The organism is Paracoccus beibuensis (genome assembly GCF_026162625.1).
GTDB lineage: Bacteria > Pseudomonadota > Alphaproteobacteria > Rhodobacterales > Rhodobacteraceae > Paracoccus > Paracoccus beibuensis.
In genome coordinates this window covers 1-23,902 of sequence record NZ_JAOTBD010000042.1, presented here as the reverse complement: position 1 = coordinate 23,902, position 23,902 = coordinate 1, and the positions used below count along the sequence as shown (strand labels likewise).

Sequence of the window (23,902 nt, the reverse complement as noted above, 5' to 3'; positions counted from 1 at the left end):
AAATACCAGAGGGCCGCGACCTGTCTGACCAAGGACCGCGAGGCGCTACTGGCCTTCTACGATTTTCCGGCGGACCACTGGGACCATCTGCGCACATCGAACCCGATCGAGAGCGTGTTCGTCACGGTCAGACATCGCACCGTCCGCACCAAGGGCGCGCTGTCCCAGAAAACGGCCCGACTGATGGTCTACAAGCTCGTGCAAGCTGCCGCAAAGGGATGGCGACGCCTGAAGGGCGCGAACCAGTTGCCAATGGTCACCGAGGGCGTCAAATTCACCGATGGCGTCATCGACGCCAAAAACCGCGCCGCCTGATCACAGCGCGTCACCCATTTCCGGGCATAGCTCGCGCAGAACCTGCCGGACGCGCGAAGAGGCAAGGCAGGACGTGTTCGATTACATCGAGACGTTCTACAACGCGAAGCGCATGCACGCGAGGAACGCGATGCTGTCACCCGCTGACTTCGAACGGCAGGAGATGTTGAGACGTGAAGGCGTCTAAAAACTCCGGACTATTCAGTCAGCCAAGAGCGCCAATGCCGCAGAGCGGCTTCGTCTCGTCCCGCATCGCGGACATCGCTTTTTCATGTCGTGTTACGAGCCTGCCCCAGAACCTTACAAGGAACCTGCTTTCCATTTCGCATGTGCAAGTGGCGGAGGAATGGGCCCAGCGTCGATCTTTTCAAGATCTGTGTCAGTTGGCCCTGCCACATGTGACTGCTTGAACCGACATTCCGACAACCCGTCCGTTCAACACCGATAGAAGTGTTTCTTGGTTATAGCAGCCCACGCGCCGCCAAATTCCGCATCAGCGCTGAAACGCCAAATGTCCAAGGCGAGCATTCGGTCGCGAGGCGTACCGTGTTGCGAAGTTCTCCCAATCCGGGGGCAATGATGGTGACGACATCGCCAATCTTGTGAGTAAACCCTTCGCCCCTCACCTCACGGTCCTCAGTGGGCGCAAAGAGCGTCCCGAGATACAGCATGAGACCATCTGGATACTGGTGGTGGCGGCCTATTGTCTGGCGCACCAGGTCCTCGGGATCACGACTGATCTGGGACATGGAGGAGTGCCCCTCCAGCAAGAAGCCGTCCTCGCCCCGGACCTGCAGCGTCAGTTCAGCCTCTCGAATATCGGCCAGGGAGTAGCTGTCATCGAACAATCGGATCATCGGCCCGATCGCGGAAGAGGCGTTGTTGTCCTTGGCCTTTGACAGCAACAAGGCCGATCGACCCTCGACGTCCCGAAGATTGACGTCATTGCCCAAGGTGGCGCCAACGATACGTCCAGTGGACGAGACTGCCAGCACGATCTCCGGCTCGGGATTGTTCCAGGTCGAGATCGGGTGAAGGCCGATGTCTGACCCCGTGCCGACCGAAGACAGGACCTGCGCTTTCGAAAAGACCTCGGCGTCAGGCCCGATGCCGACCTCGAGATACTGAGACCACATCCCTTCCGCGATCAGTGCCTGCTTGACCCGTTCGGCTTCCTCGGATCCCGGCGTGATGTTGCGCAGGCTGTCGCCAATGATCGTGCCGATGCGGTTTCTTATCTCTTCCGCGCGGGACGGATCTCCGGCGGCTTTCTCCTCGATGACACGTTCGACCATCGATCGGGCGAAGGTCACGCCGCAAGCCTTGACCGCCTGCAGATCGCAGGGGGCAAGAAGATGGATCTGTTCGAGATCCCCGACCGGAGCCGACGAGATCTCGTTCCAGCTGCCCAGGTCGTTGCCTGCGGTGTCACGAACGAAGCCGGCCGGGTCCTTCTTCTCGCAAATTTCGGAAACCGTTGCCGCACCCTTCGCGGTGATATCAATCACCTGACCGTCGCGCAGGGTCACGACAGCAGGTCCGCGTGCCGCGGGCAGCCACACTCGACCCAGCCAGAGCCCGGAAACGTCATCAATCATCATCATGCCTCGTGTTCGCTGAAGGCCAGGCGCAACAGCGTTTCCTCGTTCATTTTCTCGCGTTCAAGCAAGCCGGCCAATCGTCCTTTTGAAAGAACGCCGACGCGGTCGCAGAGGGCGGTGATCTCGGGCAGTTCCGAGGAGGCGACGATAACCGTCAGCCCCTGATCGGCAGCGGCCCGTATGATCTCGTACAGCTCGGACTTCGCCCCGACATCCACGCCATGCGTCGGCTCGTCCAGAAGCAGCAGTCGGGGGCCGGACAACAGGGCGCGTGCGAACATTACCTTTTGCTGGTTGCCCCCGGACAGTGTCGTTATCGCCTGCCCGTCACTGGTCATGCGCACGCTCAATGCTCTCAGCTCAGCGCGGGTCTTTCTCGCTTCTTCTTTGGCAGACACGAAGACTCCGCCGCCCATGTTGCGCAGCGATGCTGCCGATGCGTTGCGACGCACGGAGTGCTGCGGAAGAATGCCCGCAGTCTTGCGCCCCTCGGGCACCAAGGCAACGCCGGCGCGAAGGGCTTGGTGAGGGCTGGCGGGTACATGGACCTGTCCGAAAAGCTCCATCCGACCGCTGGACGCGCGGCGCGCCCCGCAGATCGTTTCAAGAAGCTCTGTACGGCCGGCGCCGACCAGGCCGAAAAGGCCGAATATCTCGCCCCTGCGCACGGTCAAGGAGATGTCCTCGATCAGCCTGCCATCTGAAATACCGGACAACGCCAGCGCTACTTCGGTCTCGTGCTTCTGCCGGTCGCGATAGGCAAAGAGGCTGTCCTTGCCGGTCATGTCCCGGATGATCTGCGCCTTGCTGGTATCGTCGGGAGCGCAGTCCGAGACGATGGCGCCGTTGCGCAGCACCAGAAGACGGTCGCAGATCGTCATTGCCTCCTCGAGACGATGCGTGATGAAGATGATCGCGGTTCCCTCGGCCCTTGCGCGCGAAACATAGGACAAGAAGGCAGAGACCTCGTGCGGGGTAAGCGAAGACGTCGGCTCGTCCAGGATGAGAAGGCGAGGCTTGCGCGCAGCGGCGCGTGCGATTTCGACCAGTTGCTGCTCGCCCGCTCGCAGGGTTCCGGCCAGCATCTTCGGGTCGATCCATGTGGCGCCAATGGCGTCCAGCATGTCGCGGGACTGTGCGTAGATGCGGGCGAAATCCACCAGGCCAAGGCGATTGCGGGGCAAACTTCCGAGAAAGAGGTTCTCGGCAACCGAGAGCGAGCCGATGACCGAAAGTTCCTGGTGGACAAAGGCAACACCGGCCTGAATACCCTCGGCGATCGACGTGAAATTGCGCTTGGCGCCGGCATAGTGAATGGCTCCGCCCGAGGGTTGCAGCGCCCCGGCGACGATATTCATCATCGTCGACTTCCCCGCGCCGTTCTCTCCCAAGAGACCGATCACCTCGCCAGGGCGAACCACAAGTGATACGTCGGCCAGCACCTGGTTTGAGCCGAAGGATTTCTCGATCCTGTCCAGAGCGAGCAGCGGGGCGGAGGCTTTGTCCCTCTCCACCTCTGGCGTCGTGATCAATTTGCCGTCTCCGGCGTCAACAGATTGCCCTCGACCTTGATCACGTCGTCTTCCGGCATATAGCCATCCACGATGTGATTGAACATCATCACCGAACCGTCGAACGCCTGCTGAAACGGCGCCTGATCAAGCAGGCCCACCATCTCTCCCGTCGAAAGGTAGGCCGTGTTCTCGGGTGTATGATCGAAGCCAACGACGCCGACCTGTCCGTTGAGGCCAAGGTCCTGCACGGCTTTCGCTGCCCCGAATGGCCCTCCTGCAGTGACATAGACCATCTTCAGGTCGGGGTTCGCCGTAACCATGTCCTGCACGAGGCTGTAGGCGGCTTCGGCCTTGTCGCGGTTTTCGAACGGACCGACGATCTCGATTTCAGGTGCGTTCTGCGCCAGATAGTTCACCGCGCCGTCCATCCGGGCCTGATGCTGGGTCGCGCCGAAGTAGCCGGTGATCACGCCCAGCTTGCCCTGACCATCCATTCTCTCTGCGATGTATTCTCCGATCTGCGCCCCCGCGGCGCCGGCATCCTGCCCGATGAACGCCATTCGGTCCGAGGGCTGAGCGCCTTCGGCCACGATGGTGATGACGGGGGTGCCCTCGGCCACGGCCTCGTTGATGATGCGGGCCGTTCCGTCGAAGATCGGCACGACGACGATACCATCATACCGCTGCACCAGCGCAGCCTCGATCCCGGCGACGACTGCCTCGGCCGAAAGATCGTCACCGAGATCCACGAAATCGACTGTCCCGTTGAATGCGTCGAGGTAGTCGTCCGCAGCTCGCGCGCCCTCTGTCACCGGCACCCAGAACGGGTTGTTCTGGAAGGACAGGAACGCAATCCGCACCTCGCTTTCTGATATGCTGCTGGCGGCGATGGTTCCACCCTCGGGCAGATGCTGCGCGAAGGCGGCCGATGCGAACGAAAAGCATGCCGTCAGCATGCCTGCGCGGGTTACGGTCTTGAACATCGGTTTCCTCCTCCGAAACAGTTTTTCACATGACGCTATTCGTCGGCATCCGGTCCGCGTTGCAGTCCGTCCACACCGACGGCAATGATGATGATCAGGCCCTTGGTCACCACCTGCCAGTAAGCCGAGATGCTGAGCAGCACGAAGGCGTTGCTCAGCAGAGCCATCAGCATGGCCCCTATCAGCACACCGATGATCGAACCGCGCCCCCCCGAGAGCGCTGTTCCACCAAGGATGACCGCTGCGATCACGTCCAGTTCGTATCCCATGCCCAAATTGGGATCGGCGCTTGCCAGATTGCCGGCCAGAATGATGCCTCCGAGCCCCGCCAGCAGGCCGGTGAGCGTGAAGACCGCCATACGCGTTTTCGCGATATCGATACCCGCCAGCCGGGCTGCTTTCGGATTGTCGCCAACCGCGTATATCTCGCGTCCGATGACGCTTCTGGTCGCTACGATATGCACGACAGCAACCAGAATGAACATGATCACTACCGAGACCGGAATGCCCGCGACACGGCCAGCGCCCAGCCATTCAGCCCATCCGGAATAGCCGACGGGGATCCCACCGGTCATCAGAAGCGCAACTCCGCGCGCGACGGACAGCATCCCCAGCGTCGCAATGAACGGATTGATGCGCAGCCGGGTGACCATCAGACCATTCAGCGCCCCGGCGAGCATCCCTGCCCCCAATCCGGCCAGCAACGCCAGCACGTCGGATCCGGTCGCCTGCATGACCAAGGCCGAACTGACGGCCGAAAAGCCGATGACGGACCCCACCGACAGGTCGATTCCGCGCGCGATGATGACCAATGCCTGGCCAAGCGCGACGATCGCCACGACGGATGCCTGCCTGCCCACGTTCATCAGGTTGCGGTGCGACAGGAAGTATTCATTGCTGATCGTCAGATACAGCGCCACCAGAAGCAGCATCGCGAAGACCGAAAACTCTCGCTGCTGCAGCAATGTGCGAAGGCTCAGGTTCATCTCAACGCCTCCGGAACACCGGCGCGCGTTTGCCGGCGAAGGCCGCGCGGCCCTCAAGCGCATCCTCGGTCGCAAAGCACACGGTCTGAAGATCGCGCTCGTAAGCGATGGCCTGCTCCAGCGGCATGTTCAGGGCCGCGGCAAGGTTGCTCTTGGCAGTCTCGGCCGCGATCGGCGCACGCGAGGCGATGGTGGCTGCGACCTCGATCGCGCGGAACCGCAGGGCATCCGCAGGGTGCACTTCGCCGACGAGGCCCCAGGCCAGCGCCAGATCGGCCGAGACCGGATCTCCGGTCATCACCATCATCGCCGCATTCGACGGGCCGATCGAATGGGTCAACAACGCCGTCATCCCGCCGCCGCCGATCCAACCCAGCTTGATCTCGGGCGCGGCCAGCCTGGCGGTCGCGGCGGCGATGCGGATGTCGCAGGACAGCGCCATTTCCAGCCCGCCGCCGAACGCATAGCCGTTGATCGCCGCAATGGACGGCTTGCGAAGCCCGCGCAGGGCATCACAATATTCCGTCCGGTTGCGGAAATCCCAAGCCGTCGCATAAGTTTCCAGAAGCGAGATGTCCGATCCAGCGCAGAAGGCCTTGCCGGTGCCGGTCAGGACGACCGCCCGCACCTCGTCGCTTTCATTGCAGCGCTCGACCGCTGCTACCAGCAGCTCGGCCATCTCCGGCGTCATGGCATTGAGCTTCCCGGGTCGGTTGAATGTGATGATGCCGACCTGCCCCTCGATCTCGAAAGTCAGCGGGGCCTCGGCTTCGGGCGGTGTCGCGGGCGCGCTCATGGGTGCGTCTCCTGATGGTGCGAGGCATGGAACAGGTCTTCCAGCCGCGCCGCGAGCACGGCGGGTGCACAGCCGCTGTCGAACCCCTCGCGCAGCGCCGCCGAGGCCGCGGCCTGGAAGGCGATATAGCCGTCATGGCGCGGCCGGATCGCCGCTGCCTCCAGTGTCTCGATGGTGTCTGCAAAGAAATTTCCCGTCACCGCGTTGACCCTCGGGTCGGACCAGGCGTCGCGATGACTGGGCTGGCCGTCGTGGTCCGGGATGAAGCCGTTTTGAACCTCCGCGCTCATCAGCCACAGCAGGTGATCGCGTAGTTCCTCGTCGATCGCGGCCGCCCTGGAAACCGCGATCCCCGTGCCGCCAAGGATCGAGCCGGGCGGCGCGCCCACGCGCATCCTCGGCGCATTCGAGAAGGCCAGCGGGACCTTGCGGGAAGGTGCGGCATAGTTGACATATCCGTAGATCAACGGGCACAGGATCACGTCGTCATCGCCGCCCGACATATGCTCGAGGATGCCGATTGGATTCAGGTCCGAGACGGAGGCGGGGCTGCGCGCCGCGAGGTCGGCCAGCAGGCCGATCACCTCATGCGACAGCTGGCGCGACATCCACTGGTCACCGTCGCGCAACGAGAGCGCCGGGTCCATCGCCTGGACGACCGACAGGAACGACAGAAACGCATGCGGACCGGCCAGCGACAGCGCCACCTTTCCGGTCAGCCGGGACAGATCCGCCACCTGCTGCCAGGTCACCGGCGGCATCTCAACCAAATCGGGCCTGCGCACCATGACCTGAGTTGCGGCATCCAGCGGCAGCGCCCATTGGCGCCCCGCCATGACGTAGCTGTCGGTGCTGGCGCCGACCGCCTGCGCTGCCATCGCCTGCAATTCCCCGGCAGTGAAGACCTCATCGAGCGGTCGGAGGCAATCCAGCGCCAGCGCCTCGCCCAGGTGCGGATGATCCAGCACGACCAGATCGTAGCGCGCGCACAAATCGCCGATGGGCGCGCTTTCAAAACCCTCCAGCGGCTGGGCGTCCCATGTCACTGGTCCGCCTTGCGCCTGCGCCGCCTCCAACGCATGGCGACCGCGCGGGTGATCCCAAGTCAGGCCACGAAAGCTCATCCCTCTCCCCTTCCCACGGCGCCTTCGGAGACGAGAGCTGCTATTTCTTCGTCGCTGTAGCCCGCCGCCGCCAGGACCTCGTCCGTATGTTGGCCGGTCAGCGGCGCACCGAAGCGCAATTCAGACGGCGTCTTCGAAAACCTGATCGGAAAGCCCGGGGTCTTGACCCGACCCTCGGAGGGGTGATCGTATTCAATGAACGTGCCGTTGTGCCTGATCTGCGCATCGTCGAGCAGATCCGCATAGCCGTAGACGGGCCCGACCCAGATGCCTTCGGCTTCCAGACGTTCCAGCGCCTCGTCGCGCGGGAACTTCAGCACGGCGTCGCGCACCAGCGCAAAAGTGGCGTCGCGGTCTTCCCATCCTGCGGTCATCTCGTCCAGGTCAGCAAAGCGCGGCTCGTCCAGCGCCCGCGCAAGGCCCGCGAAGTTCGGCATCGCCAGCGCCAGAAACTTGCCGTCGCTGCCCGCGAAGATGCCGTAGGGCGAGCGGATATAGACATGCGCATGCGGTTCGGACGAACGCTGCTGCGCCTTGTGCCCTACTGTGAAGACCGACAGTTCCTGCATCTGGATCGTCGTGATCGCGTCGAGCATGTTGACTTCGACCTTCTGGCCTTCGCCGGTACGCTCGCGGTGAAACAGTGCTGCCAGCGCGCCCTCGAACGCAGTGTAGGCGGTGATGGCGTCGACCAGATACTGGCCCGCCGGCGTCGGTGGTTCGCCCTCGCGCCCAGCGGACAGCATGGCCCCCGACATGGCCTGCAACAGCAGGTCCTGCCCGGGACGGGAGGCGCTCGGCCCGTCCTCGCCATATCCCGACATCGAGACATAGACGAGCCGCGGGTTGATCGAGGACAGCGTCTCGTAATCGACGCCCAACCGGCCGGCGACGCCGGGACGGTAGTTCTGGATGAAGACATCTGCGGTCGCGACCAGCTTCTTCAGGACAGCCTTGCCGCCCGCCGACTTGAGATCAACCGCCAGCGACTTCTTGTTGCGGTTGAGCGACAGGAACGAGACGTTCACCTTGTTGCCCGTGATCCCGCCCGCCGGCGCGTGCCGCTGCCATTCGCCGGCCAGCGGCTCGATCTTGATGACGTCGGCGCCCAGGTCCGCCAGCCGTTGCGCGGCAAACGGCCCTGCCATCGCGATCGAACAGTCCAGGACGGTGATCCCGTCGAGAATGCCCATGATAGTCTCCTCAGTGCATCGTCCAGCCGCCATTGACGGCGAGCGACTGACCGGTGATGAAACCTGCCTCATCGGACAGGAAGAATTTGATGGATGCCGCGATATCGGCGGCATTGCCCCGCCGCTTGATCGACTGGCGCTCGAGGACCATGCCGTTGTAACCCTCTGGGTCGGGATGGATCTTCTCGGCATCGGTCGGAAAGGCGCCCGGGGCTATGGCGTTGACCGTGATGCCCCATTTGCCGAATTCGCGCGCCCAGGCCCGGGTCAATCCCAGAAGCGCGCCCTTCGACTGCACATAAGGTGCGAGGTTCTCCCATCCGCCGCTGAGGGTGATCGAGGTAATGTTGATGATCCGCCCCCATCCCCGCGCGCGCATCCCCGGAAGCGCGGCCTTGGCGCAGGCCAGCGCCGCTCCGACATTCACGGCGTGGACGTGATCGTGGTCCGCGATCGCGAATTCCTCGAACGGGCGTGCGGGATAGATTGCCGCGTTGTTGATGACCGCGTCCAGCGGCCCGTCCGCGACAAGCCTGGCAAGGACGCTGTCCAGCGCGGGTCTGTCGGCAAGATCCACTTCGGCGAGGTGCAGCCGCGATTTCATGTCGGCAGGCGTGTCGGCAAGCAGCCTTTCAAGCTTGCCGACATCACGATCCAGCGCACAAACCTCGGCCCCCGCCTCCATCAGCTCGATCGTCGTCTGGTGCCCCAGTCCGCCTGCCGCACCGGTGTAGAGAATGCGACGTCCTGTCAGGCTTGCCATCAGCGGCCCTCGATCTTGCGGAAGGTCCCGGTCAGGGACGGAAAGTCGCTGTCCGGCTGGTCGTGGACAGCCCGGATGCGCGCTTCTGCCTGCGATATCGCGTCGGCATCCGGCAGGATGACAAAGCTGCTGTCATAGCAGCGTTCGTCCCCGTGGTTCAGCCAGATCATCTCGCCCCGTTCGCGTGCGGCCAGGTTGCCAAGAACGTGGTTCGATGACGGTTCGATCCCGAAACCATACTGGCCGGCCTGGAAGTTCTGCCATTCGTACTGCGCGGGGAACTGGTCCTTGCGCGTGACGACCATGAAGCCGATGCCGAGGCGGTCGTTCACCAGCGCGACCGGAACCTCACCGGCCCCGTCGGCGACCATCTCGTGCTGCCAGACCTGTTCATGGAAATCCAGACGTGGCCCCGGCAGGTGTCGATAGCCCACGCCTTGCCGGTCGTAATCGTCGGCATGGGCCGCCCATACCGTCTCGGCGATCGGCGCAAGATATCTGGCGCCTTCCTCCAGCACGGGATGGCCGACATTGATGTGGTAGCAATACATGTGCGGCGTGCGGTAGAAGCCGCGGTTGACGATGCGGTCGGACAGCCGGATCTCGTCGGTGCCGACCTCGATCTCGATCCGGCGGTGCAGTTCCAGATGCTCGCCGAAGACCGCCGACTGCGTCACGATGCCCTCGGCCCACAGATGGCAGCGATCCCCGTCCCATCGCTCTCCGTAGCCGGTCAGATGGGCCGGGATCGTGCCGGCACGGCCGTGCAGCGAATGATGCGCCGTCGGGCGCGGGGCGTAGATGTAATTTTCGGTCGGCACCTCGTTCATGAACAGGATATGGTCGAGGCCGCAGGTTACCATCAGCCCCGAAAAGCTGCGCATCCAGCCAAGACCGCCCTCCCCCTCGTAGTCGGACAGCGAAGGGTGGCGGAACCCGGCGGGAGAATGCCAGCCGACGCCGCGGCCGTTATGGTCGCAGTCGGCGATGTCCATGCAGCGATCGAGCAGCAAGGTGAAACGCAGCCCCGAGCCGGACCGGAACTCGAGCACACGGTTCCCGCGCTCCAGTCCGTTCTCCAGCACCATCAGCCGGACCCCGGCGGCGTGCGACAGCCCGCCGCTGACAGCCTCGATCTCCGATCGAATGAAAGTCTTTCCGTAAAGCTGGACCATGGGTATTCCTCGGTCTGTCGGTGCGATTGCGGCCGGTCGGGCGGCAGGGAAGTGCCGCCCTCCGTCGGCAGGGCGAGCGGCGATCAGCAGCCGTTCACGCGGAACCTGTCATCGAGGAAAGCCTTCGCGCGCCCCACATCCGCCTCGTCCAGATGTTCGATGATCATGGGAATGTTCGGATGCTTCTGCGCCAGACGCTTGAGGTAAAGGTCGTAATTCAACTCACCCAGGCCCGGTGCCGGAAGCTCGATCTCGCCGACGCCGCGGAAGGTGTGGCTCTCGGCCGCGTCGGTGTCGCCGATATCCGAATGCTTCTCGGATTTGTCGTCGCCCGAGCGCTTGACGTCCTTGGCATGCGCAATCCGGATCTTGTCCGACAGGGCATCGAAGACATGGTTCAGCGTGCTGTCCATCTTGTCGATATTGTGCACCTCGAAATAGTTGGTGGGGTCCATCAGCAACCCGAGGCCGGGGTGGTCGATCTCGGCGAACATCCGAAGGGTCTCCTCGACCGAGCCGACGACGTTGTTCACGTAGGTTTCCAGCAGAAAGACCGCTCCGTGATCCCAAGCGAACTGCGCAAGACTGTTGATGACTGACCGGCAGTCATCCCAGCCTTCCTCGGTCTTGTTCTTGGGATGGTGGACCCAGTCACTCTCCGTGGCGAATGTTCCCGTCTCCGAGATGACGTAGGGCGATCCCAGATACTGCGCGTGCGCAAGGATCTCTTTCAGCCTGTCAAGCCGCGTCCTGCGGGCATCCGCGTCGGGGTGGACGATATTGGTATAGGCCGAGATGCAGCTGACCGGCAGGTGATGGTCGCGGAACGTGTCGCGGATTGTGCGGCACTTGTCGGGCGTCACCTGCCCGTCCGAGACATCGACGTCCTTGAAGTGCAGATCAAGCTGCACGGTGTTGAAATCGTGGGCGCGGATCTTCCGCGCCGTCGTCCTGAGGTCGTAAGGGAAATACCCCGTGAAGATACCGGCTTGCATCATGACTGTTGTCCTCCCTGGTCAGTCATTCGAGAGATCAAGCGAAACTGTCCGCTTGTCGTCGATCGAGCGATAGGCCGCCTCGACCAGCGCCATGGTCCGCACGTTGTCCGCGACCGACAATGCCGGTTGCTCGCCGCTGCTGATTGCCCATTGCAGCTGCTCCATCACGCCGATGAAGGCATGCGGGAACCACATCGTGTCCCATTCCGGACTGACCCACTCGCCGTCCGTCTCGATCGTCGAGGCGTAGCTCAGGGTCGAGGCCGCGCCGGTGGGCCAGCCGATGGTGCCGCGGGCCACACCCTCTGTCCCCTCGACGCGCCAGGTGATATGCTGGTCGTCGCGATAGCCCTCGGTGCGCGGGCCCGACCAGACATCCTCGAGCGACAGGGCCAGCAGGCCGGACGGAAAGCGCAGCATCGTCGACACGATCCCGTCCCGGTGTGCGAAGCGCGTACGCGGATCGGTGCGCGTGACCGACGTGACCTCGTCCGGATCACCGAACAGGAACCGCAACACGTCCAGGTGGTGCACGCTCATGTTCGACAACGTCAGGCGGTCGTAGCCTTCCAGAAAACCCTGCCAGTGCGGGATCGCGTGCATGTCGATCTGCGCGAATACGGGGTCGCCCAATGCACCGCGATCCAGCAGTTGCTTCAGTACCCGCATGGATTGGTCGTAGCGCATGTTCTGGTTGACCGACAGGATCTTGCCTGCCGCACGGGCCTCGTCGCGAAGCGCCCGTGCCTCATCGACCGAAAGCGCAAGCGGCTTCTGGGCAAGGATACCCTTCACATGCGGTTGTTGCAGCGCCACCCGGATCAGGTCCGGCTGCAGATGGGGCGGATAGGCGATATCGATGATATCCATTGCCGGATCGGCGATCAGCGCCTCGGGGGTCTCGTGTACGACGGGGATCCCATGGCGTTTGGCGACATCCTGCGCCCGGTCCCGACCGCGCGAGGCAATGCCGGCCACCTGAAATTCCGCAAGGCGATAAGCCTCAAGGTGGCATTCCGCCATGATCATTCCCGCGCCGACAGCGCCGATCCTGTAGTCGCGGCACCGAACCTTGGCGTCTGGTGCAAACCCAATATTGCTCATTTCCCCCCCTGGATCAGATCGTCCTCCGCGACGAGATCAGGATCACGAACAAGCCCCTCATAAACAATCATCATTTTAACTCATTCTACGTCATTTATCATCTTCCTGCGTGAGAAAGGATGTCCCCTCCCTTGCAAAGAAGCGCAATTGCGGGCTTTGATTGCATTCACTTCAGATGAGCGGATGACGTCCATGCGCACTACGATCAGCGAAATTGCCCAACGTGCCGGTGTGTCTCCCGCGACAGTTGACCGCGTCTTGAACGAGAGGAGCGGTGTCCGCGACCGGACACGTGACATCGTCATGGCAACCGCCAGAGACCTTGGTTATTTTGGTCCTACCGACCACCAGCGAGCCTCTCGGGTCAGGCTGGATGTCGTTTTGCCCGCCGGACAGAACAGCTTCATGCTTACCCTGCGCAGTCGGATCATCGACGAATGTGTGCGTCGCGAGGATGTTGATCTTCGGATCCATGATGTAGATCGCCAGGACGACAACAGGATCGAAAGCAAGCTGGTCCAGCTCCGCGGTCAAACGGACGCCATTGGAATCGTTGCCCCGGATCGGCCCGAGATACGCGAACTTCTGAATGATCTGGCGCAATCGGGAATCCACGTTGCGACACTTGTTTCAGACATTCCATCAATCGCTAAAGTTGGTTACGTCGGCATCGACAATCGCGCCGCGGGGCGATTGGCCGGGCTATTGCTGGGGCGGCTGCTGAGCCCTGTCGGCGAAGGTGATATCGCGCTTTTCGTTGGGTCACGAGCGTATCGCGGTCATGAAGAACGCGAGATGGGTTTTCGCTCGATCTTGTCCGATGAATTCCCGGAGCTGCGAATCACGGCCTATGCAGAAGTAGGTGATGACCGTGATCGAGCATATGAAGAGATGAAATCGATTCTGCGCGGTCGCCGCATTGCCGGCCTTTACAATATCGGCTCTGGAAATCAGGGAATTGGCCGCGCCTTGCGAGAAGCCAAGCTGGCACGGGAAACGATCTTCATCGGCCATGACCTGACCAATGCAACTCGTCTTCTACTGCTGGAGCGAACCCTAGATGCGGTAATCGACCAGAACCCTCGGGTTGAGGCACGAGAAATCGTCCGTATGTTGGTGTCGGCAGCGCAAGGGCGAACCGAGCCGGACTATCCGCCTCGCAATCAGGTTATTTTCCGCGAGAACATTCCCTTGGACTAGGCATGCGAGGCCGCCGAAGGGTCAGTCGCTGATGATCTTTCGATGGAGCAGGCTTGTGATGTCACTCTCGGACAACCCAAACTCGCTCAGGACCGCCCGGGTCTCGCCACCAAGTCGGGGCACGGGACGGTGGATGCGGCAAGGGGTGGCGCCGAGCTTGATCGGAAACCCCGGCACCTTGACGGTCGGACCATCCTGGAAGGGCACGTCGATCACCATCCGTTGGGCCGCGACCTGAGGATCATTGAAAACCTGGTCCAGATCCTGGACCACCCCGCAGGGAACACCAGCAGAGTTTAGTATTTCCAGCCAGTGATCCTGGCTTTGGCCTGCCATGCGGGCGTTGATCATCTCGCGCAGCTCTTCCCTTGCCTTCATGCGCTTTTCATTGCTGTCGTACCGCGGGTCCGTCATGACCCACCCAAGATCCAGCGTGTCGAGAAACCGGCGCAGGATCTGGTCGTGGGAATTGGCGACAGCGATCTGGCCGTCGGAGCATGTGAATAGGCCATAGGGATAGACAAGAGGATGGTCGTTGCCTGTACGTTCAGGAACCCGGTCCGTCGCGAAATATTCTGACGACAGGTAGGCGAGCAGACTGATCAGACCGTTCACCATGGCCACTTCGACAGTCTGACCTTTCCCCGATCTTTCTCGGCCCACGACGGCCGCGACGATGCCAAGCGCCGCATAGATCCCCGCGACCAGATCGCTGACCGGCGCGGCGGCACGCATCGGGGGGCCGTTCGGGTCGCCGTTGACGCCCATGAAACCACTCATGGCCTGGGCGATGAAGTCGAATGCCGGACGGTCGACGTAGGGGCCGGTGCTGCCATAGCCGTTGATGCTGCCGACGATCAGGCGAGGGTTGAGCTGGCTCAGGGCGGCCTCGCCGAATCCCATCTTGTCCAGCGTGCCTGGACGGAAGTTTTCCACCAGAATGTCGGCATCAGCCAGCAGACGCCGCAGGACCGCCCTTCCATCTTCGCTATAGAGGTCGAGGACGACGGAACGCTTGTTGCGGTTGAAGCCCGCGAAGTAGCCCGAATGTCCCTGAGTCATCGTTCCCTGGGCGCGAACGGGATCGCCCTTGGGGGGCTCGATCTTGATGACCTCCGCGCCCAGATCTCCCAGGATCATCGTGCAGAAGGGTCCCGACAGTACACGGGTCAGGTCGATGACGCGCAGCCCATCCAGAGGCCCTGTGGAAACGTCAGCCATTCGCGGTCCTCACGCTGTCCATCGGGGCAGTTCTCAACCGATGCCCTGCCTTCATCACCTGGCCCGGCAATTCGCGGTCCAGGATCCGTTCGGCCAGTTGAGCGGCCTCGATCAGCCGGTCAAGGTCCGTTCCAGTCTCGACGCCGCTCTCCACCAGCAAGTAAGCCAGATCCTCGGTGGCAATGTTGCCGGTCGCGCGGGGAACGAATGGGCAGCCGCCAAGGCCGCCGATACTGGATTCGTAGTGCGTGATTCCTTGGCTGAGTCCCGCATAGACGCAGGCCAATCCGACCCCGCGCGTGTTGTGGAAATGAAGCGCCAGGCCCGCATCGGCCAGAATCGGCTTCAGTTCCTGCACCCGCTCGATCACCAAGGCAGGCGTCGCCATGCCGGTCGTGTCGCCGAGGGTGATGTGATCCATGCCCAGATCGACATAGGCGCGGGCCTGATCCACGACCGCTCCGACATCGACGTCACCTTCGAACGGGCAACCGAAGGCGGTCGCGATAGCCCCTTGCAGACGAATGCCCGTGCCCTCGGCCAGTCGGGCGATCTCGGAAAATCCCGCCAGCGATCCGGCACGACTGCGATTCACGTTCTTCAGGTTGTGGCTTTCCGATGCCGATGCGAAAAGGACCATCGCGTCCACGCCTGCTTCGATGGCAGCCTCGGCGCCCCGCATGTTCGGCACGAGGGCCGTCAGATGCGCATCCTTGCGGTCGCGGAAGGCAGCCAGAACCTCGGCGGCATCCCGCATCTGCGGAACTGCCTTCGGAGACACGAACGAGGTGATTTCGAAACGGCGCAAACCAGCATCCAGCAGCGCCTGTATCAGCCGGATCTTTTCCGAGGTGGAAACGAATGCCGGCTCGGACTGCAGGCCGTCGCGCGGGCCGACTTCGGTGATAACCGCGCGATCGGGAAAACCCGCGATGACTGCGCCCATGCTGTAGTCCCCCCAAGTCACAAATCACTTCTTTTCTGGATGCCAACTTGGTATACCGAACCAACCGGAGGCGTCAATGACGGCAGATGCGACCAGTCTTGAACTGCAGGAAGAACGGGGTCTTCTGTCGAAGCTGCGGTTCTCCATCCTGTCGCTGGAACTGGTCCCGGGCGAGTCGATCAGCGAGCGATTTCTGGAGGCTCAGTTCAATGCCTCGCGGACCCCCGTCCGAGAGGCATTGTTCCATCTGATCCGGGACGGCCTCGTGATCCGTGAGGGGCGCGGCTACGCGGTGGCGCCTTTCGACATGGAGGAGATCGACGAGGTCTTCGCCTTTCGCGACATCGTCGAACCGGCCGCCGTCAGACGGGCAGCACAAATGGCAAGCGTTGCCGAAACCGATGCGATCAGGCAGAGCATCGTTTCAGGCCACCAGAAATTCACCCCCGAGAAATGGCTGGAGCTGGGCCTTGACTTCCATGTGCGCTGCGCCGCGCTGTCCCGCAACCGCTGTCTGGCCGCAGCGATGCAGGATGTGACGATGCGAACCGTGCGCGCGCGCTGGCTGTCCTTCGCGTCCGAAGCCGGACGCGCCACCACGCATCGCCAGCATAGCGAGATCCTGGACCTGATCTGCGCCCGCGACGCGGAAGGAGCGGCGCGCGCCGTGCTTGCCCATTCGGCGGAGGTGCGCCAAGAAGTCAGGGACGCCATCGAAAGCGCGCGACGCTTCATGGGACGACGGGGGGTCGTCGGCGGATAAAGGCAACCACATCCAGGGAGGAACGGATGATCTTTGATTTGAATGGCCTGCGGGCGGCGGGCGTGACCATGGCGATGCTGATCGCCGGACCGGTGTCAGCGGCGGAATGCATCGCGCCTGCTGACCCCGGCGGCGGATGGGACTTTACATGCCGCGAAGTGGGCCGCCTGCTGACCGAAGAAGGTCTGGTCGAGGGCAATGTCCAGGTGACGAACATGCCCGGCGGCGTCGGCGCGGTGGCTTATGCAAACGTCGCAGGCAAGCGCGCCGACGACGGCGATCTGGTGGTGGCGACCTCGACCGTCGGCATCACGCAGATCGCGCAGGGGAAGTATCCCGGCGGAACGGACCAGATGCGCTGGTTGGGCATGCTGGGCGCCGATGTGGGCGTGATCGCCGTCGCCAAGGACAGCGACATCCAGACACTGGACGACCTGATGGCCAGGCTGAAAGAGGACCCGACGTCCGTCGTGACCTCCGGATCGTCCGGTGCCGGCGGCTGGGACCATATCCGGCTGCTGCTGCTGGCGCAGGAGGCCGGCATAGATGTCATCGACCAGATCCGCTGGGTGCAGTTCGACGGCGGCAGCCCCGCCGTGACCCAGATGATGGGCGGACAGGTGGGCGTCGTTTCGACCGACCTTGGAGAGATCAGAGGCTTCGTTGAGTCAGGCGACATTCGGGTTCTGGCGGTGCTGGCGGACGAGCCGATCTCGGCTTTTCCGGATCTGCCCACGGCGAAATCTCAAGGCTACGACGTCACCGGCTATAACTGGCGCGGCTTCTACACCGGGGGCGAGGTCAGCGACGAAGACTATGCCGCATGGGTCGACAGGCTGAAGACGCTCTATGAAACCGAGGCATGGCAAGAGACGGCAAAGGCCAGCGGGCTGGAACCGGTCTGGCGCGGCGGCGATGAGTTCACCTCTTACGTGACCGAGCAAGAGCAGCAGATGGCCGAGATCTCTCGCCAGATCGGGGTCATTCAGTGACTGACCGCCTGGCAGGCATCTGCTTTTTTCTGCTGGCAGCCGGATACGTCTGGCTGTCGGCAGGATACACCGCAGGTTTCGGCGATCCGCTTGGACCCTCGATCTTCCCCCGGGTCATCGGGATCCCGGCCGTTCTTCTCGGGCTGTCCCTCATGATCTGGCCTCGCCACAATGCCGACTGGGCCGGCGCGGATGGCCTGCTGAGGCAAGGGGCGGCGCTTCTGCTGCTCGTCGGCTATGCGCTGCTGCTGGAGCCTCTGGGCTTCGTGTTGTCGACATTCGTTGCGGTCCTTGGGCTGGGGCTTCTGATGGGGGCGCCGCCTATACGCGGGGTTCTGACCGCCGGGATCTCCGCGCCGGGACTTTATCTGCTTTTCGACCGGTTGATGGGCCTGCCTCTCCCGGCGCTCGGGACATGGTTTGGCTGACATGGAAATTCTCTCCTCGCTCTGGGCCGGCTTTGCCGTCGCCGCCCTCCCGATCAATCTCGCCCTGATCGTCGCGGGGTGCTTCGCAGGAACGCTGATCGGCGCCCTGCCCGGTCTGGGCCCGGTCAATGGCGTGGCGATCCTCATCCCGCTGACCTTTGCTTTCGGACTGAACGCCACGTCCTCGATGATCCTGCTGTCGGCCGTTTACTACGGCTGCATGTATGGCGGTCGCATCTCATCCATCCTGCTGAACATTCCGGGTGACGAACCTGCCATCATGACCACGCTCGATGGCTACCCGATGGCGCGCAAAGGGCAGGCAGCGGATGCGCTGGCAATTTCAGGGATCGCGTCATTCATCGGGGCGACGCTGGCGACCCTGGGCCTGACCCTCTTCGCGCCGCTTCTGGCCAAGGCTGCGATCTACTTCGGTCCTGCGGATTACTTTGCGCTTTACGTCATGGCGTTCGCGACGATCGGAGGCATCTCGGGAACCGATCCCCGCAAGACGCTGCTGGCGGCGCTCCTGGGCCTCATGCTGGGCACCGTGGGGCTGGACCCGGCAACCGGTGTGGCGCGGTACACGTTCGGCAGCTTCAATCTTTACGACGGCTTCGATCCCATCGTCGCGCTGGTCGGGCTGTTTGCAATTTCCGAGATCCTGTTCTTTCTCGAGCAGAAGGCACAGGACAGGCAGCTGATCCCGAAAGGCCGCGTGTTTCCGCGCATGTCGCGCGTGAAGGAGGGTCTCGGCGCCTCGCTCCGCGGCTCGGTGATCGGCTTCATCGCAGGGATCCTGCCCGGCGCAGGCGCATCCCTGGGGGCGGTCATGGCCTATAGTTTCGAGAAACGCCTGAAGGACAAGGGAACCTTCGGCACAGGCGACCCTCGGGGCGTTGCAGCGCCCGAGGCGGGCAACAATGCCGCCAGCGGAGGTGCTCTTATCCCGATGCTGACCTTGGGCGTGCCTGGATCGGGAACGACCGCAGTCATGCTGGCCATGCTGATCTCGCTGAACATCCAACCGGGACCGCTTCTGTTCGAGCGCAGTCCCGATCTCGTCTGGGGTCTGGTCGCTGCACTATATCTCGCAAATTTCGTCCTGCTGATCCTGAACCTGCCGCTGATCGGCATCTTTACCCGCGTGCTGGGCCTGCCTGCCTGGGGTCTGATGCCGCTCGTCGTCGCCATCAGCTATCTGGGCGTATATGCCATCACGCATGCTGCCTTTGATCTGATGGTCATGGTCGGCTTTGGGATCCTGGGCTTCGTTCTGCGCAAGCTCGATTTTTCGCTGGTGCCGGTGGTTCTGGGGCTGTTGCTGGGACTGGATATGGAGAACAATCTTCGTCGGGCTCTGTCGATTTCGGGTGGCGACTTCACCGTCCTGCTCCAGAGCCCGATCGCTCTGCTTCTCTACGGCATCACCGCTGTGTTCCTGGCCCTCACGCTATGGCTGTCGCGCCGTGATTCCAAAGCGTTTGCTGCCAAGGGCGGGCGTTAGGCAAGGTCGTACCGATGCGCCTGGTTCTGGATGCCAGGCGCATCTTGTTTGCGCCGCATCAAGCCTGGATCCTTCCGAATCGGGCCCGGATGCGTGGGTGTTGTGCCGAAGGCCTCATGGTCGAGAGGTGAAGACGCGGTTGGCAGCGTGAACCTGCCACTCAGGAACGGCGCCACTCTTTCCAGGTGCCGGGAACAGAGCGGCGAGTTGGCTGTTGACTGGAACTCCCTGTTGGAACTGGCCCCGCCGCAACTGGCGGGGCATCTTTCCATGGCATCAAGCGGGCGGTCCGGTGGATGCCGCCATGGACTTGGCGAGCGCAATGCAGATCGCAGCCGGTGCCCATCATCGTCAGCGGGACAAGGCACGAGAAGCGTTCATCCTGCACCCCCTGCCGGCTGTGAAAGCTTGCCTGACACGGCCCGAGCCGATGCCCCAGCGTACCAGCGACTGCTGCCTGTGCCCGGTGCGCCACTGCGTGATCTGGTTGGGATGGACATCAAACTGTTCCGCCAGCTCAGCCAGCGTTCGCTCGCCCCTGATGGCTGCAAGCGCCACCTTCGCCTTGAAAGCCGGGCTGTGGTTCCGGCGCGGTCGTCTCGTCATGGTCTCTCCTCGCTCTCGGCATCATGCCGATGTCGCGCGGATAATCCACTTACCGCCCTTGTTCAGATTCCCCGAGCCACCTCTGATCGAAACCTGAACAGAGCTAACTCATAATTGAGGACTCACGGGGGAACAGGTCAAAACCAGTCCATATTTTGTCCGTATCTTCAGGGGTCAACTCCGCGTGGAAGTCAATAAACTATTGGACATACAGCATGAAGTGGCACAATAGAAATGCTGGAAAAAATCATGAGAAATCTCGCCCGACCAGGCAGAGACGGACGGGGCTGAGATAATGAGAACTAGTAAAGAGGCCTTCCGTTTCGTCGACCTCTTCGCTGGGCTGGGTGGCTTCCACGTCGCACTCGATGAGTTGGATGGGCGTGGTGTGTTCGCTGCAGAGAGGGAGCCTAAACTGAAGGCTCTCTATAAGGTCAACTTCGGTGTCGACGCTTGGGGTGACCTTAATGAGTTGAGCAGCGACGAAATCATAGCCCTCAACGTGCCCGATCACCACGTCCTTACTGCGGGCTTCCCGTGTCAACCGTTCTCTAAAGCAGGCGACCAACTGGGCTTTGAGGACACAGATCAGGGCAATCTCTTCTTCAAGGTGCACGACGTCTTGCGCGTCAAGCGGCCACAACACTTCATCCTGGAGAATGTGCCCAATATCCTCAAGCACAACGGCGGCCGCACTAGCATCACGATCATTCGCTTGTTGGAGGAGCTTGGCTACTCCGTCAAAGTAGAGCACTTCTCGCCCCACGATTTTGGCATTCCACAGGTGCGAGACCGCGCCTACTTCGTTGGATCTCTCCAGAGTCTCGATCATTTTGAGTGGCCAGCGAAGCATAAAGAACCAACCGAAATCCAATGGGTACTGCGCCACGAAGAGCAGTCCACGCGCGCCATCCCGGAGCAGACGCTGCGAGCCATTGACATGTGGGGCGACTTCCTGCGCCGCTCGCCGGCTTCGCTGAAGCTGCCTTCCTTCCCGATCTGGGCGATGGAATTTAGTGCAACCTATCCCTACCTGGACGAGACTCCAGCAGGAGTTTGGCGTCGCAGGCCTGTGCGGGGTCTTAGTCAGATGGGTTTCAAGGGCAGCTTCGGCCGGTCCCTCGATTGCTCGCTCGACGAACAACTTGCGAGGATACCTAGCCACGCTAACCGCCTAGGCGACTTAAATTTCCCACATTGGAAGCGGACCTTTATCAGGCAAAATCGCGAGTTCTACAAAGTCAACCGCCACTGGATCGATCCCTGGATCGCAAGATGGAGCCCACAAAGCTTCCCGTCTAGCTTCCAGAAGATGGAGTGGAACGCACAAGGTGAGGACCGTGACATCGACAACTTCGTGCTACAGGTGCGTGCGTCAGGACTGCGGGTCAAGCGTCCCACTACCTCCCCAAGTCTCATCGCCTTCACGCAGACCCAAGTGCCCATTCTCGGTGCTAATTTGGCCGGCGAACGTCGTTACATGACACCAGCCGAGTGCGCTGAACTTCAGTGCCTCGGAGGTATCCAGTTACCCGCGTCCGACATCGACGCGTATAAAGCCTTGGGGAACGCAGTGAACGCTCGCGTAGTCAAAGCAATCGCCGAACGGTTGTTGCACGGGCTAATACGGCCCACCTCGAGCATCACCTCTGACCTTGAACCGTTGAGAGTTACTGGATGACTGATCACATCGAACACGAAGACGACTTCGGCGAGGAAGACCCGCGGGTCCTGTTGCTGGAGAGCATCGCCGACGGGTTAGCAAATCTCTCAGAGGCTTCCGACACGCCCAATGGCGTTCCCCCAGTATCGTCAATGTTCAGCGGCGGTGACGTCGACTTCGCCTCCGACTCATGGATGAACAAACTGGCTGAAATTCAAGGCTGGCTGAGCTTCACCGAGGACCTCCCACTCATGGGCGGTGAACCATTCCTTCATGCACTCATCGCTGAACTCAAGCTTGAACCCACCGACCTCCTTCCTCCCGGAGACTCCTACCCGCCGCTGAGCCTTCGCACGCTAGAGCGTCTACAAGAGCGCGTCGAGGCAGCCGTCCGGCTCCAGAGAAATTTTCTTGAAGAACTTGAGACCAAGGGCACCAGCCGTGCAACAGCCACCCATTCGTGGGCTGACGCTTGGGCAGAATCCGACGCGAGGGAGGAGGCGGTGAGTCCGGAGCCGGTCACAGCAAGGGCCGACGTATGGCCGATCTACCAACTCACAAATAAGGTGCCCAACCTAACGCCGTCCTATCAGCGAGGTGATGTATGGGCCAACGGCGAACGACAGTCCCTGATGGAGTCCATTCTCCGTGGCGTCCCTTTGCCCTCCATCATTCTACTGCGAACCGGACCTACCACACCGTATGAGGTCGTCGACGGCAAGCAGAGGCTCACGACCATCCTCCGATTTGTGGGAAAGCACCCCGTCGCCACGCAGAAGGTTGTGGAGGTCACCGCTCGGCACAGAGATAAAAAATTCAACGATCAAGGGCGTCTCGATGACCACGGTGGCAAGAATTTAACGGATCTGTTCCACCACGATTACCCGGCCTTCCGCCGTGCGTGGAAAGCGCTGGAAGGTTACGCACTCAATGCCACACATGAGAACGAATACTACTTCCCATTCAAGCTGCGCACGACCGGAGAAGGCGGGCTGATTGGCTCCTACCTAGAGCCTCTCCGCGGGAAGTACTACACGCAGATTAAGGACTTGGTGATCAAGGTCGCTGCTGAGGAAGTCACCATCAAGGGGTTGTTCGAGGAAGTCGTAGAGTACCGCATTCCCGTCATCGAATACACCAAGGCTAGTCAAGCCCAGATCCATGAGGTCTTTCGACTCTACAACAAGCAGGGCGTACACCTTAATGCTGAAGAGATCCGTAACGCGGTTTACCACGAGGTCGAACTTACCCGCGCGACTCTTGCCGCCGCCGGTGATGCCGACCCGAACACTGATGTCGCCAAAATCGCCGAATCGCTGGCCGGCATCCCCAATCTTCAGCGCCTCAGTGAGGCGCTGAAAAGCTACGGTTTTGGCGACACGCGCTACAAGCGCACTAAGGTTCTAGCTTGGGTCATCTCAGTCCTGGTGCATGATACCGCTGGGAAGGACTTGGCATCGACTAGCCGTAACATCGACCAGTTGCTGATCGCGATTCAGAAGAACAGATCGCACCGGCTGGCCAGTTCATCGACGTTGAACAAACTGTTCTCGCTGCTGCTGCAAGCTGTCGAACTCCATTCATCGCACGATGAGTTGTGGTCCGATCAATTCAAAGATGGCGGCAAGGGTGCAAAGTGGCAGGAACTCCAACTCGTAGGTTCCCTCGTGGGCATTGCCATGGCCTTAGCTGCCTCGCCAGACGACATCGAGGACCGCATCGAGGCTAGCGGTGATGCTATCCGGACGGCGAGCGAGGAAGCCCGGGACTGGGCACGCCCCGAAAAGACGCAGACCAAAACCCAGTGGGACTACATAGCTAGGATCAGCAAAAGTCTCCTCGAACTATTGGGCATCGATCCAGATCAAGCGGCTAAGGCTGTACGTCTGCAGTTCGGGACCTCCTGACCTGCCCCCCGTTGGTCCCTCGGTCATAACGAGAGTCTGCCGGTTTGAGATTGGTAGTCGGCGGATCGTTTCAGGGCAAGCGCGCCGGGCGCGGAGCCCTCGGGTAGCGCAAGCGTC

General features: G+C 61.8%; 21 protein-coding genes and 2 pseudogenes. 9 read left to right on the top strand and 14 right to left on the bottom strand.

What is annotated here, in order from left to right; translation table 11 throughout:
- Both OC159_RS17565 and OC159_RS17560 read left to right on the top strand, forming a co-directional pair.
- Positions 1-315 (top strand): transposase (locus tag OC159_RS17565; RefSeq protein ID WP_265502502.1); only part of this gene is annotated, 315 nt, incomplete at its 5' end.
- A 34-nt stretch (positions 316-349) separates the two neighbouring features.
- A pseudogene (locus tag OC159_RS17560) lies at positions 350-502 on the top strand (IS3 family transposase); the annotation flags it as partial.
- Positions 503-776: 274 nt separating this feature from the next.
- On the opposite strand, the gene OC159_RS17555 reads toward OC159_RS17560, so the two are convergent.
- From OC159_RS17555 to OC159_RS17505, 11 genes are all read right to left on the bottom strand, one after another.
- Entirely contained in the window at positions 777-1,919 is a 1,143-nt protein-coding gene (locus OC159_RS17555; protein WP_265502501.1) for a fumarylacetoacetate hydrolase family protein, read from the bottom strand.
- Complete coding sequence (locus tag OC159_RS17550) at positions 1,916-3,448, bottom strand: sugar ABC transporter ATP-binding protein (RefSeq protein WP_265502500.1); 1,533 nt, start codon at positions 3,446-3,448, stop codon at positions 1,916-1,918. The genes OC159_RS17555 and OC159_RS17550 overlap by 4 nt, the downstream gene beginning before the upstream one ends.
- Complete coding sequence (locus tag OC159_RS17545) at positions 3,445-4,413, bottom strand: sugar ABC transporter substrate-binding protein (RefSeq protein ID WP_265502499.1); 969 nt, start codon at positions 4,411-4,413, stop codon at positions 3,445-3,447. The genes OC159_RS17550 and OC159_RS17545 overlap by 4 nt, the downstream gene beginning before the upstream one ends.
- 35 nt (positions 4,414-4,448) lie before the next feature.
- Positions 4,449-5,345, bottom strand: coding sequence for an ABC transporter permease (locus OC159_RS17540; protein ID WP_265502498.1), 897 nt, complete (start codon positions 5,343-5,345; stop codon positions 4,449-4,451).
- A 55-nt stretch (positions 5,346-5,400) separates the two neighbouring features.
- A complete protein-coding gene (locus OC159_RS17535) occupies positions 5,401-6,195 on the bottom strand; it encodes an enoyl-CoA hydratase/isomerase family protein (RefSeq protein WP_265502497.1) in 795 nt (264 codons plus the stop codon).
- A complete protein-coding gene (locus tag OC159_RS17530) occupies positions 6,192-7,319 on the bottom strand; it encodes a type 2 periplasmic-binding domain-containing protein (protein WP_265502496.1) in 1,128 nt (375 codons plus the stop codon). The genes OC159_RS17535 and OC159_RS17530 overlap by 4 nt, the downstream gene beginning before the upstream one ends.
- The gene (locus OC159_RS17525) at positions 7,316-8,512 is read right to left on the bottom strand and encodes a CaiB/BaiF CoA transferase family protein (RefSeq protein ID WP_265502495.1); all 1,197 of its coding nucleotides are present in this window, start codon (positions 8,510-8,512) and stop codon (positions 7,316-7,318) included. The genes OC159_RS17530 and OC159_RS17525 overlap by 4 nt, the downstream gene beginning before the upstream one ends.
- A 10-nt stretch (positions 8,513-8,522) precedes the next feature.
- Positions 8,523-9,275, bottom strand: coding sequence for an SDR family NAD(P)-dependent oxidoreductase (locus OC159_RS17520; protein WP_265502494.1), 753 nt, complete (start codon positions 9,273-9,275; stop codon positions 8,523-8,525).
- Positions 9,275-10,450 carry an aldose 1-epimerase family protein gene (locus OC159_RS17515; protein ID WP_265502493.1) on the bottom strand — a complete coding sequence of 392 codons (1,176 nt, stop codon included), beginning with the start codon at positions 10,448-10,450 and terminating at the stop codon, positions 9,275-9,277. The genes OC159_RS17520 and OC159_RS17515 overlap by 1 nt, the downstream gene beginning before the upstream one ends.
- A gap of 83 nt (positions 10,451-10,533) precedes the next feature.
- A complete protein-coding gene (locus OC159_RS17510; RefSeq protein ID WP_265502492.1) occupies positions 10,534-11,448 on the bottom strand; it encodes a sugar phosphate isomerase/epimerase family protein in 915 nt (304 codons plus the stop codon).
- 18 nt (positions 11,449-11,466) lie between these two features.
- On the bottom strand, positions 11,467-12,552 hold the full coding sequence (locus OC159_RS17505; protein WP_265502491.1) for a Gfo/Idh/MocA family protein: 1,086 nt from the start codon (positions 12,550-12,552) through the stop codon (positions 11,467-11,469).
- Positions 12,553-12,744: 192 nt separating this feature from the next.
- Here OC159_RS17505 and OC159_RS17500 point away from each other — a divergent pair, with 192 nt between their 5' ends.
- Complete coding sequence (locus OC159_RS17500) at positions 12,745-13,752, top strand: LacI family DNA-binding transcriptional regulator (protein ID WP_265502490.1); 1,008 nt, start codon at positions 12,745-12,747, stop codon at positions 13,750-13,752.
- Between the two features lie 21 nt (positions 13,753-13,773).
- On the opposite strand, the gene OC159_RS17495 is transcribed toward OC159_RS17500, so the two are convergent.
- Positions 13,774-14,973, bottom strand: a complete 1,200-nt coding sequence (locus OC159_RS17495) for a CaiB/BaiF CoA transferase family protein (RefSeq protein WP_265502489.1) — start codon at positions 14,971-14,973, stop codon at positions 13,774-13,776.
- Positions 14,966-15,919, bottom strand: a complete 954-nt coding sequence (locus OC159_RS17490) for a hydroxymethylglutaryl-CoA lyase (RefSeq protein WP_265502488.1) — start codon at positions 15,917-15,919, stop codon at positions 14,966-14,968. The genes OC159_RS17495 and OC159_RS17490 overlap by 8 nt, the downstream gene beginning before the upstream one ends.
- A gap of 76 nt (positions 15,920-15,995) precedes the next feature.
- Here OC159_RS17490 and OC159_RS17485 point away from each other — a divergent pair, with 76 nt between their 5' ends.
- From OC159_RS17485 to OC159_RS17470, 4 genes are read left to right on the top strand one after another with little or no spacing between them, the layout of a single operon-like run.
- Positions 15,996-16,682 (top strand): GntR family transcriptional regulator, encoded by a 687-nt coding sequence (locus tag OC159_RS17485; RefSeq protein WP_265502487.1) that lies wholly within the window; start codon positions 15,996-15,998, stop codon positions 16,680-16,682.
- A gap of 26 nt (positions 16,683-16,708) precedes the next feature.
- A complete protein-coding gene (locus OC159_RS17480; protein WP_265502486.1) occupies positions 16,709-17,674 on the top strand; it encodes a Bug family tripartite tricarboxylate transporter substrate binding protein in 966 nt (321 codons plus the stop codon).
- Positions 17,671-18,102 carry a tripartite tricarboxylate transporter TctB family protein gene (locus OC159_RS17475; RefSeq protein ID WP_265502485.1) on the top strand — a complete coding sequence of 144 codons (432 nt, stop codon included), beginning with the start codon at positions 17,671-17,673 and terminating at the stop codon, positions 18,100-18,102. The genes OC159_RS17480 and OC159_RS17475 overlap by 4 nt, the downstream gene beginning before the upstream one ends.
- Position 18,103: 1 nt before the next feature.
- Positions 18,104-19,609 (top strand): tripartite tricarboxylate transporter permease, encoded by a 1,506-nt coding sequence (locus OC159_RS17470; RefSeq protein WP_265502483.1) that lies wholly within the window; start codon positions 18,104-18,106, stop codon positions 19,607-19,609.
- Between the two features lie 444 nt (positions 19,610-20,053).
- On the opposite strand, the pseudogene OC159_RS17465 reads toward OC159_RS17470, so the two are convergent.
- Positions 20,054-20,215 (bottom strand): annotated as a pseudogene (locus tag OC159_RS17465) (transposase); the annotation flags it as partial.
- Between the two features lie 295 nt (positions 20,216-20,510).
- On the opposite strand from OC159_RS17465, the gene dcm reads away from it, so the two are divergent.
- A complete protein-coding gene (gene dcm, locus OC159_RS17460) occupies positions 20,511-21,896 on the top strand; it encodes a DNA (cytosine-5-)-methyltransferase (RefSeq protein WP_265502482.1) in 1,386 nt (461 codons plus the stop codon).
- Entirely contained in the window at positions 21,893-23,785 is a 1,893-nt protein-coding gene (locus OC159_RS17455; RefSeq protein WP_265502481.1) for a DUF262 domain-containing protein, read from the top strand. Before dcm ends, OC159_RS17455 begins: the two co-directional genes overlap by 4 nt.
- Positions 23,786-23,902: the final 117 nt, after the last annotated feature.

What these genes read in the sequence shown, in the direction of transcription:
- OC159_RS17490 (WP_265502488.1), bottom strand. Translation starts at nt 15,919, where the DNA reads ATGGGCGCAGTCATCGCGGGTTTTCCCGATCGCGCGGTTATCACCGAA.
- OC159_RS17480 (WP_265502486.1), top strand. Translation starts at nt 16,709, where the DNA reads ATGATCTTTGATTTGAATGGCCTGCGGGCGGCGGGCGTGACCATGGCG.
- OC159_RS17520 (WP_265502494.1), bottom strand. Translation starts at nt 9,275, where the DNA reads ATGGCAAGCCTGACAGGACGTCGCATTCTCTACACCGGTGCGGCAGGC.
- dcm (WP_265502482.1), top strand. Translation starts at nt 20,511, where the DNA reads ATGAGAACTAGTAAAGAGGCCTTCCGTTTCGTCGACCTCTTCGCTGGG.
- OC159_RS17530 (WP_265502496.1), bottom strand. Translation starts at nt 7,319, where the DNA reads ATGAGCTTTCGTGGCCTGACTTGGGATCACCCGCGCGGTCGCCATGCG.
- OC159_RS17525 (WP_265502495.1), bottom strand. Translation starts at nt 8,512, where the DNA reads ATGGGCATTCTCGACGGGATCACCGTCCTGGACTGTTCGATCGCGATG.
- OC159_RS17510 (WP_265502492.1), bottom strand. Translation starts at nt 11,448, where the DNA reads ATGATGCAAGCCGGTATCTTCACGGGGTATTTCCCTTACGACCTCAGG.
- OC159_RS17540 (WP_265502498.1), bottom strand. Translation starts at nt 5,345, where the DNA reads ATGCTGCTTCTGGTGGCGCTGTATCTGACGATCAGCAATGAATACTTC.
- OC159_RS17535 (WP_265502497.1), bottom strand. Translation starts at nt 6,195, where the DNA reads ATGAGCGCGCCCGCGACACCGCCCGAAGCCGAGGCCCCGCTGACTTTC.
- OC159_RS17505 (WP_265502491.1), bottom strand. Translation starts at nt 12,552, where the DNA reads ATGAGCAATATTGGGTTTGCACCAGACGCCAAGGTTCGGTGCCGCGAC.
- OC159_RS17455 (WP_265502481.1), top strand. Translation starts at nt 21,893, where the DNA reads ATGACTGATCACATCGAACACGAAGACGACTTCGGCGAGGAAGACCCG.
- OC159_RS17500 (WP_265502490.1), top strand. Translation starts at nt 12,745, where the DNA reads ATGCGCACTACGATCAGCGAAATTGCCCAACGTGCCGGTGTGTCTCCC.
- OC159_RS17495 (WP_265502489.1), bottom strand. Translation starts at nt 14,973, where the DNA reads ATGGCTGACGTTTCCACAGGGCCTCTGGATGGGCTGCGCGTCATCGAC.
- OC159_RS17515 (WP_265502493.1), bottom strand. Translation starts at nt 10,450, where the DNA reads ATGGTCCAGCTTTACGGAAAGACTTTCATTCGATCGGAGATCGAGGCT.
- OC159_RS17485 (WP_265502487.1), top strand. Translation starts at nt 15,996, where the DNA reads ATGACGGCAGATGCGACCAGTCTTGAACTGCAGGAAGAACGGGGTCTT.
- OC159_RS17470 (WP_265502483.1), top strand. Translation starts at nt 18,104, where the DNA reads ATGGAAATTCTCTCCTCGCTCTGGGCCGGCTTTGCCGTCGCCGCCCTC.
- OC159_RS17555 (WP_265502501.1), bottom strand. Translation starts at nt 1,919, where the DNA reads ATGATGATGATTGATGACGTTTCCGGGCTCTGGCTGGGTCGAGTGTGG.
- OC159_RS17545 (WP_265502499.1), bottom strand. Translation starts at nt 4,413, where the DNA reads ATGTTCAAGACCGTAACCCGCGCAGGCATGCTGACGGCATGCTTTTCG.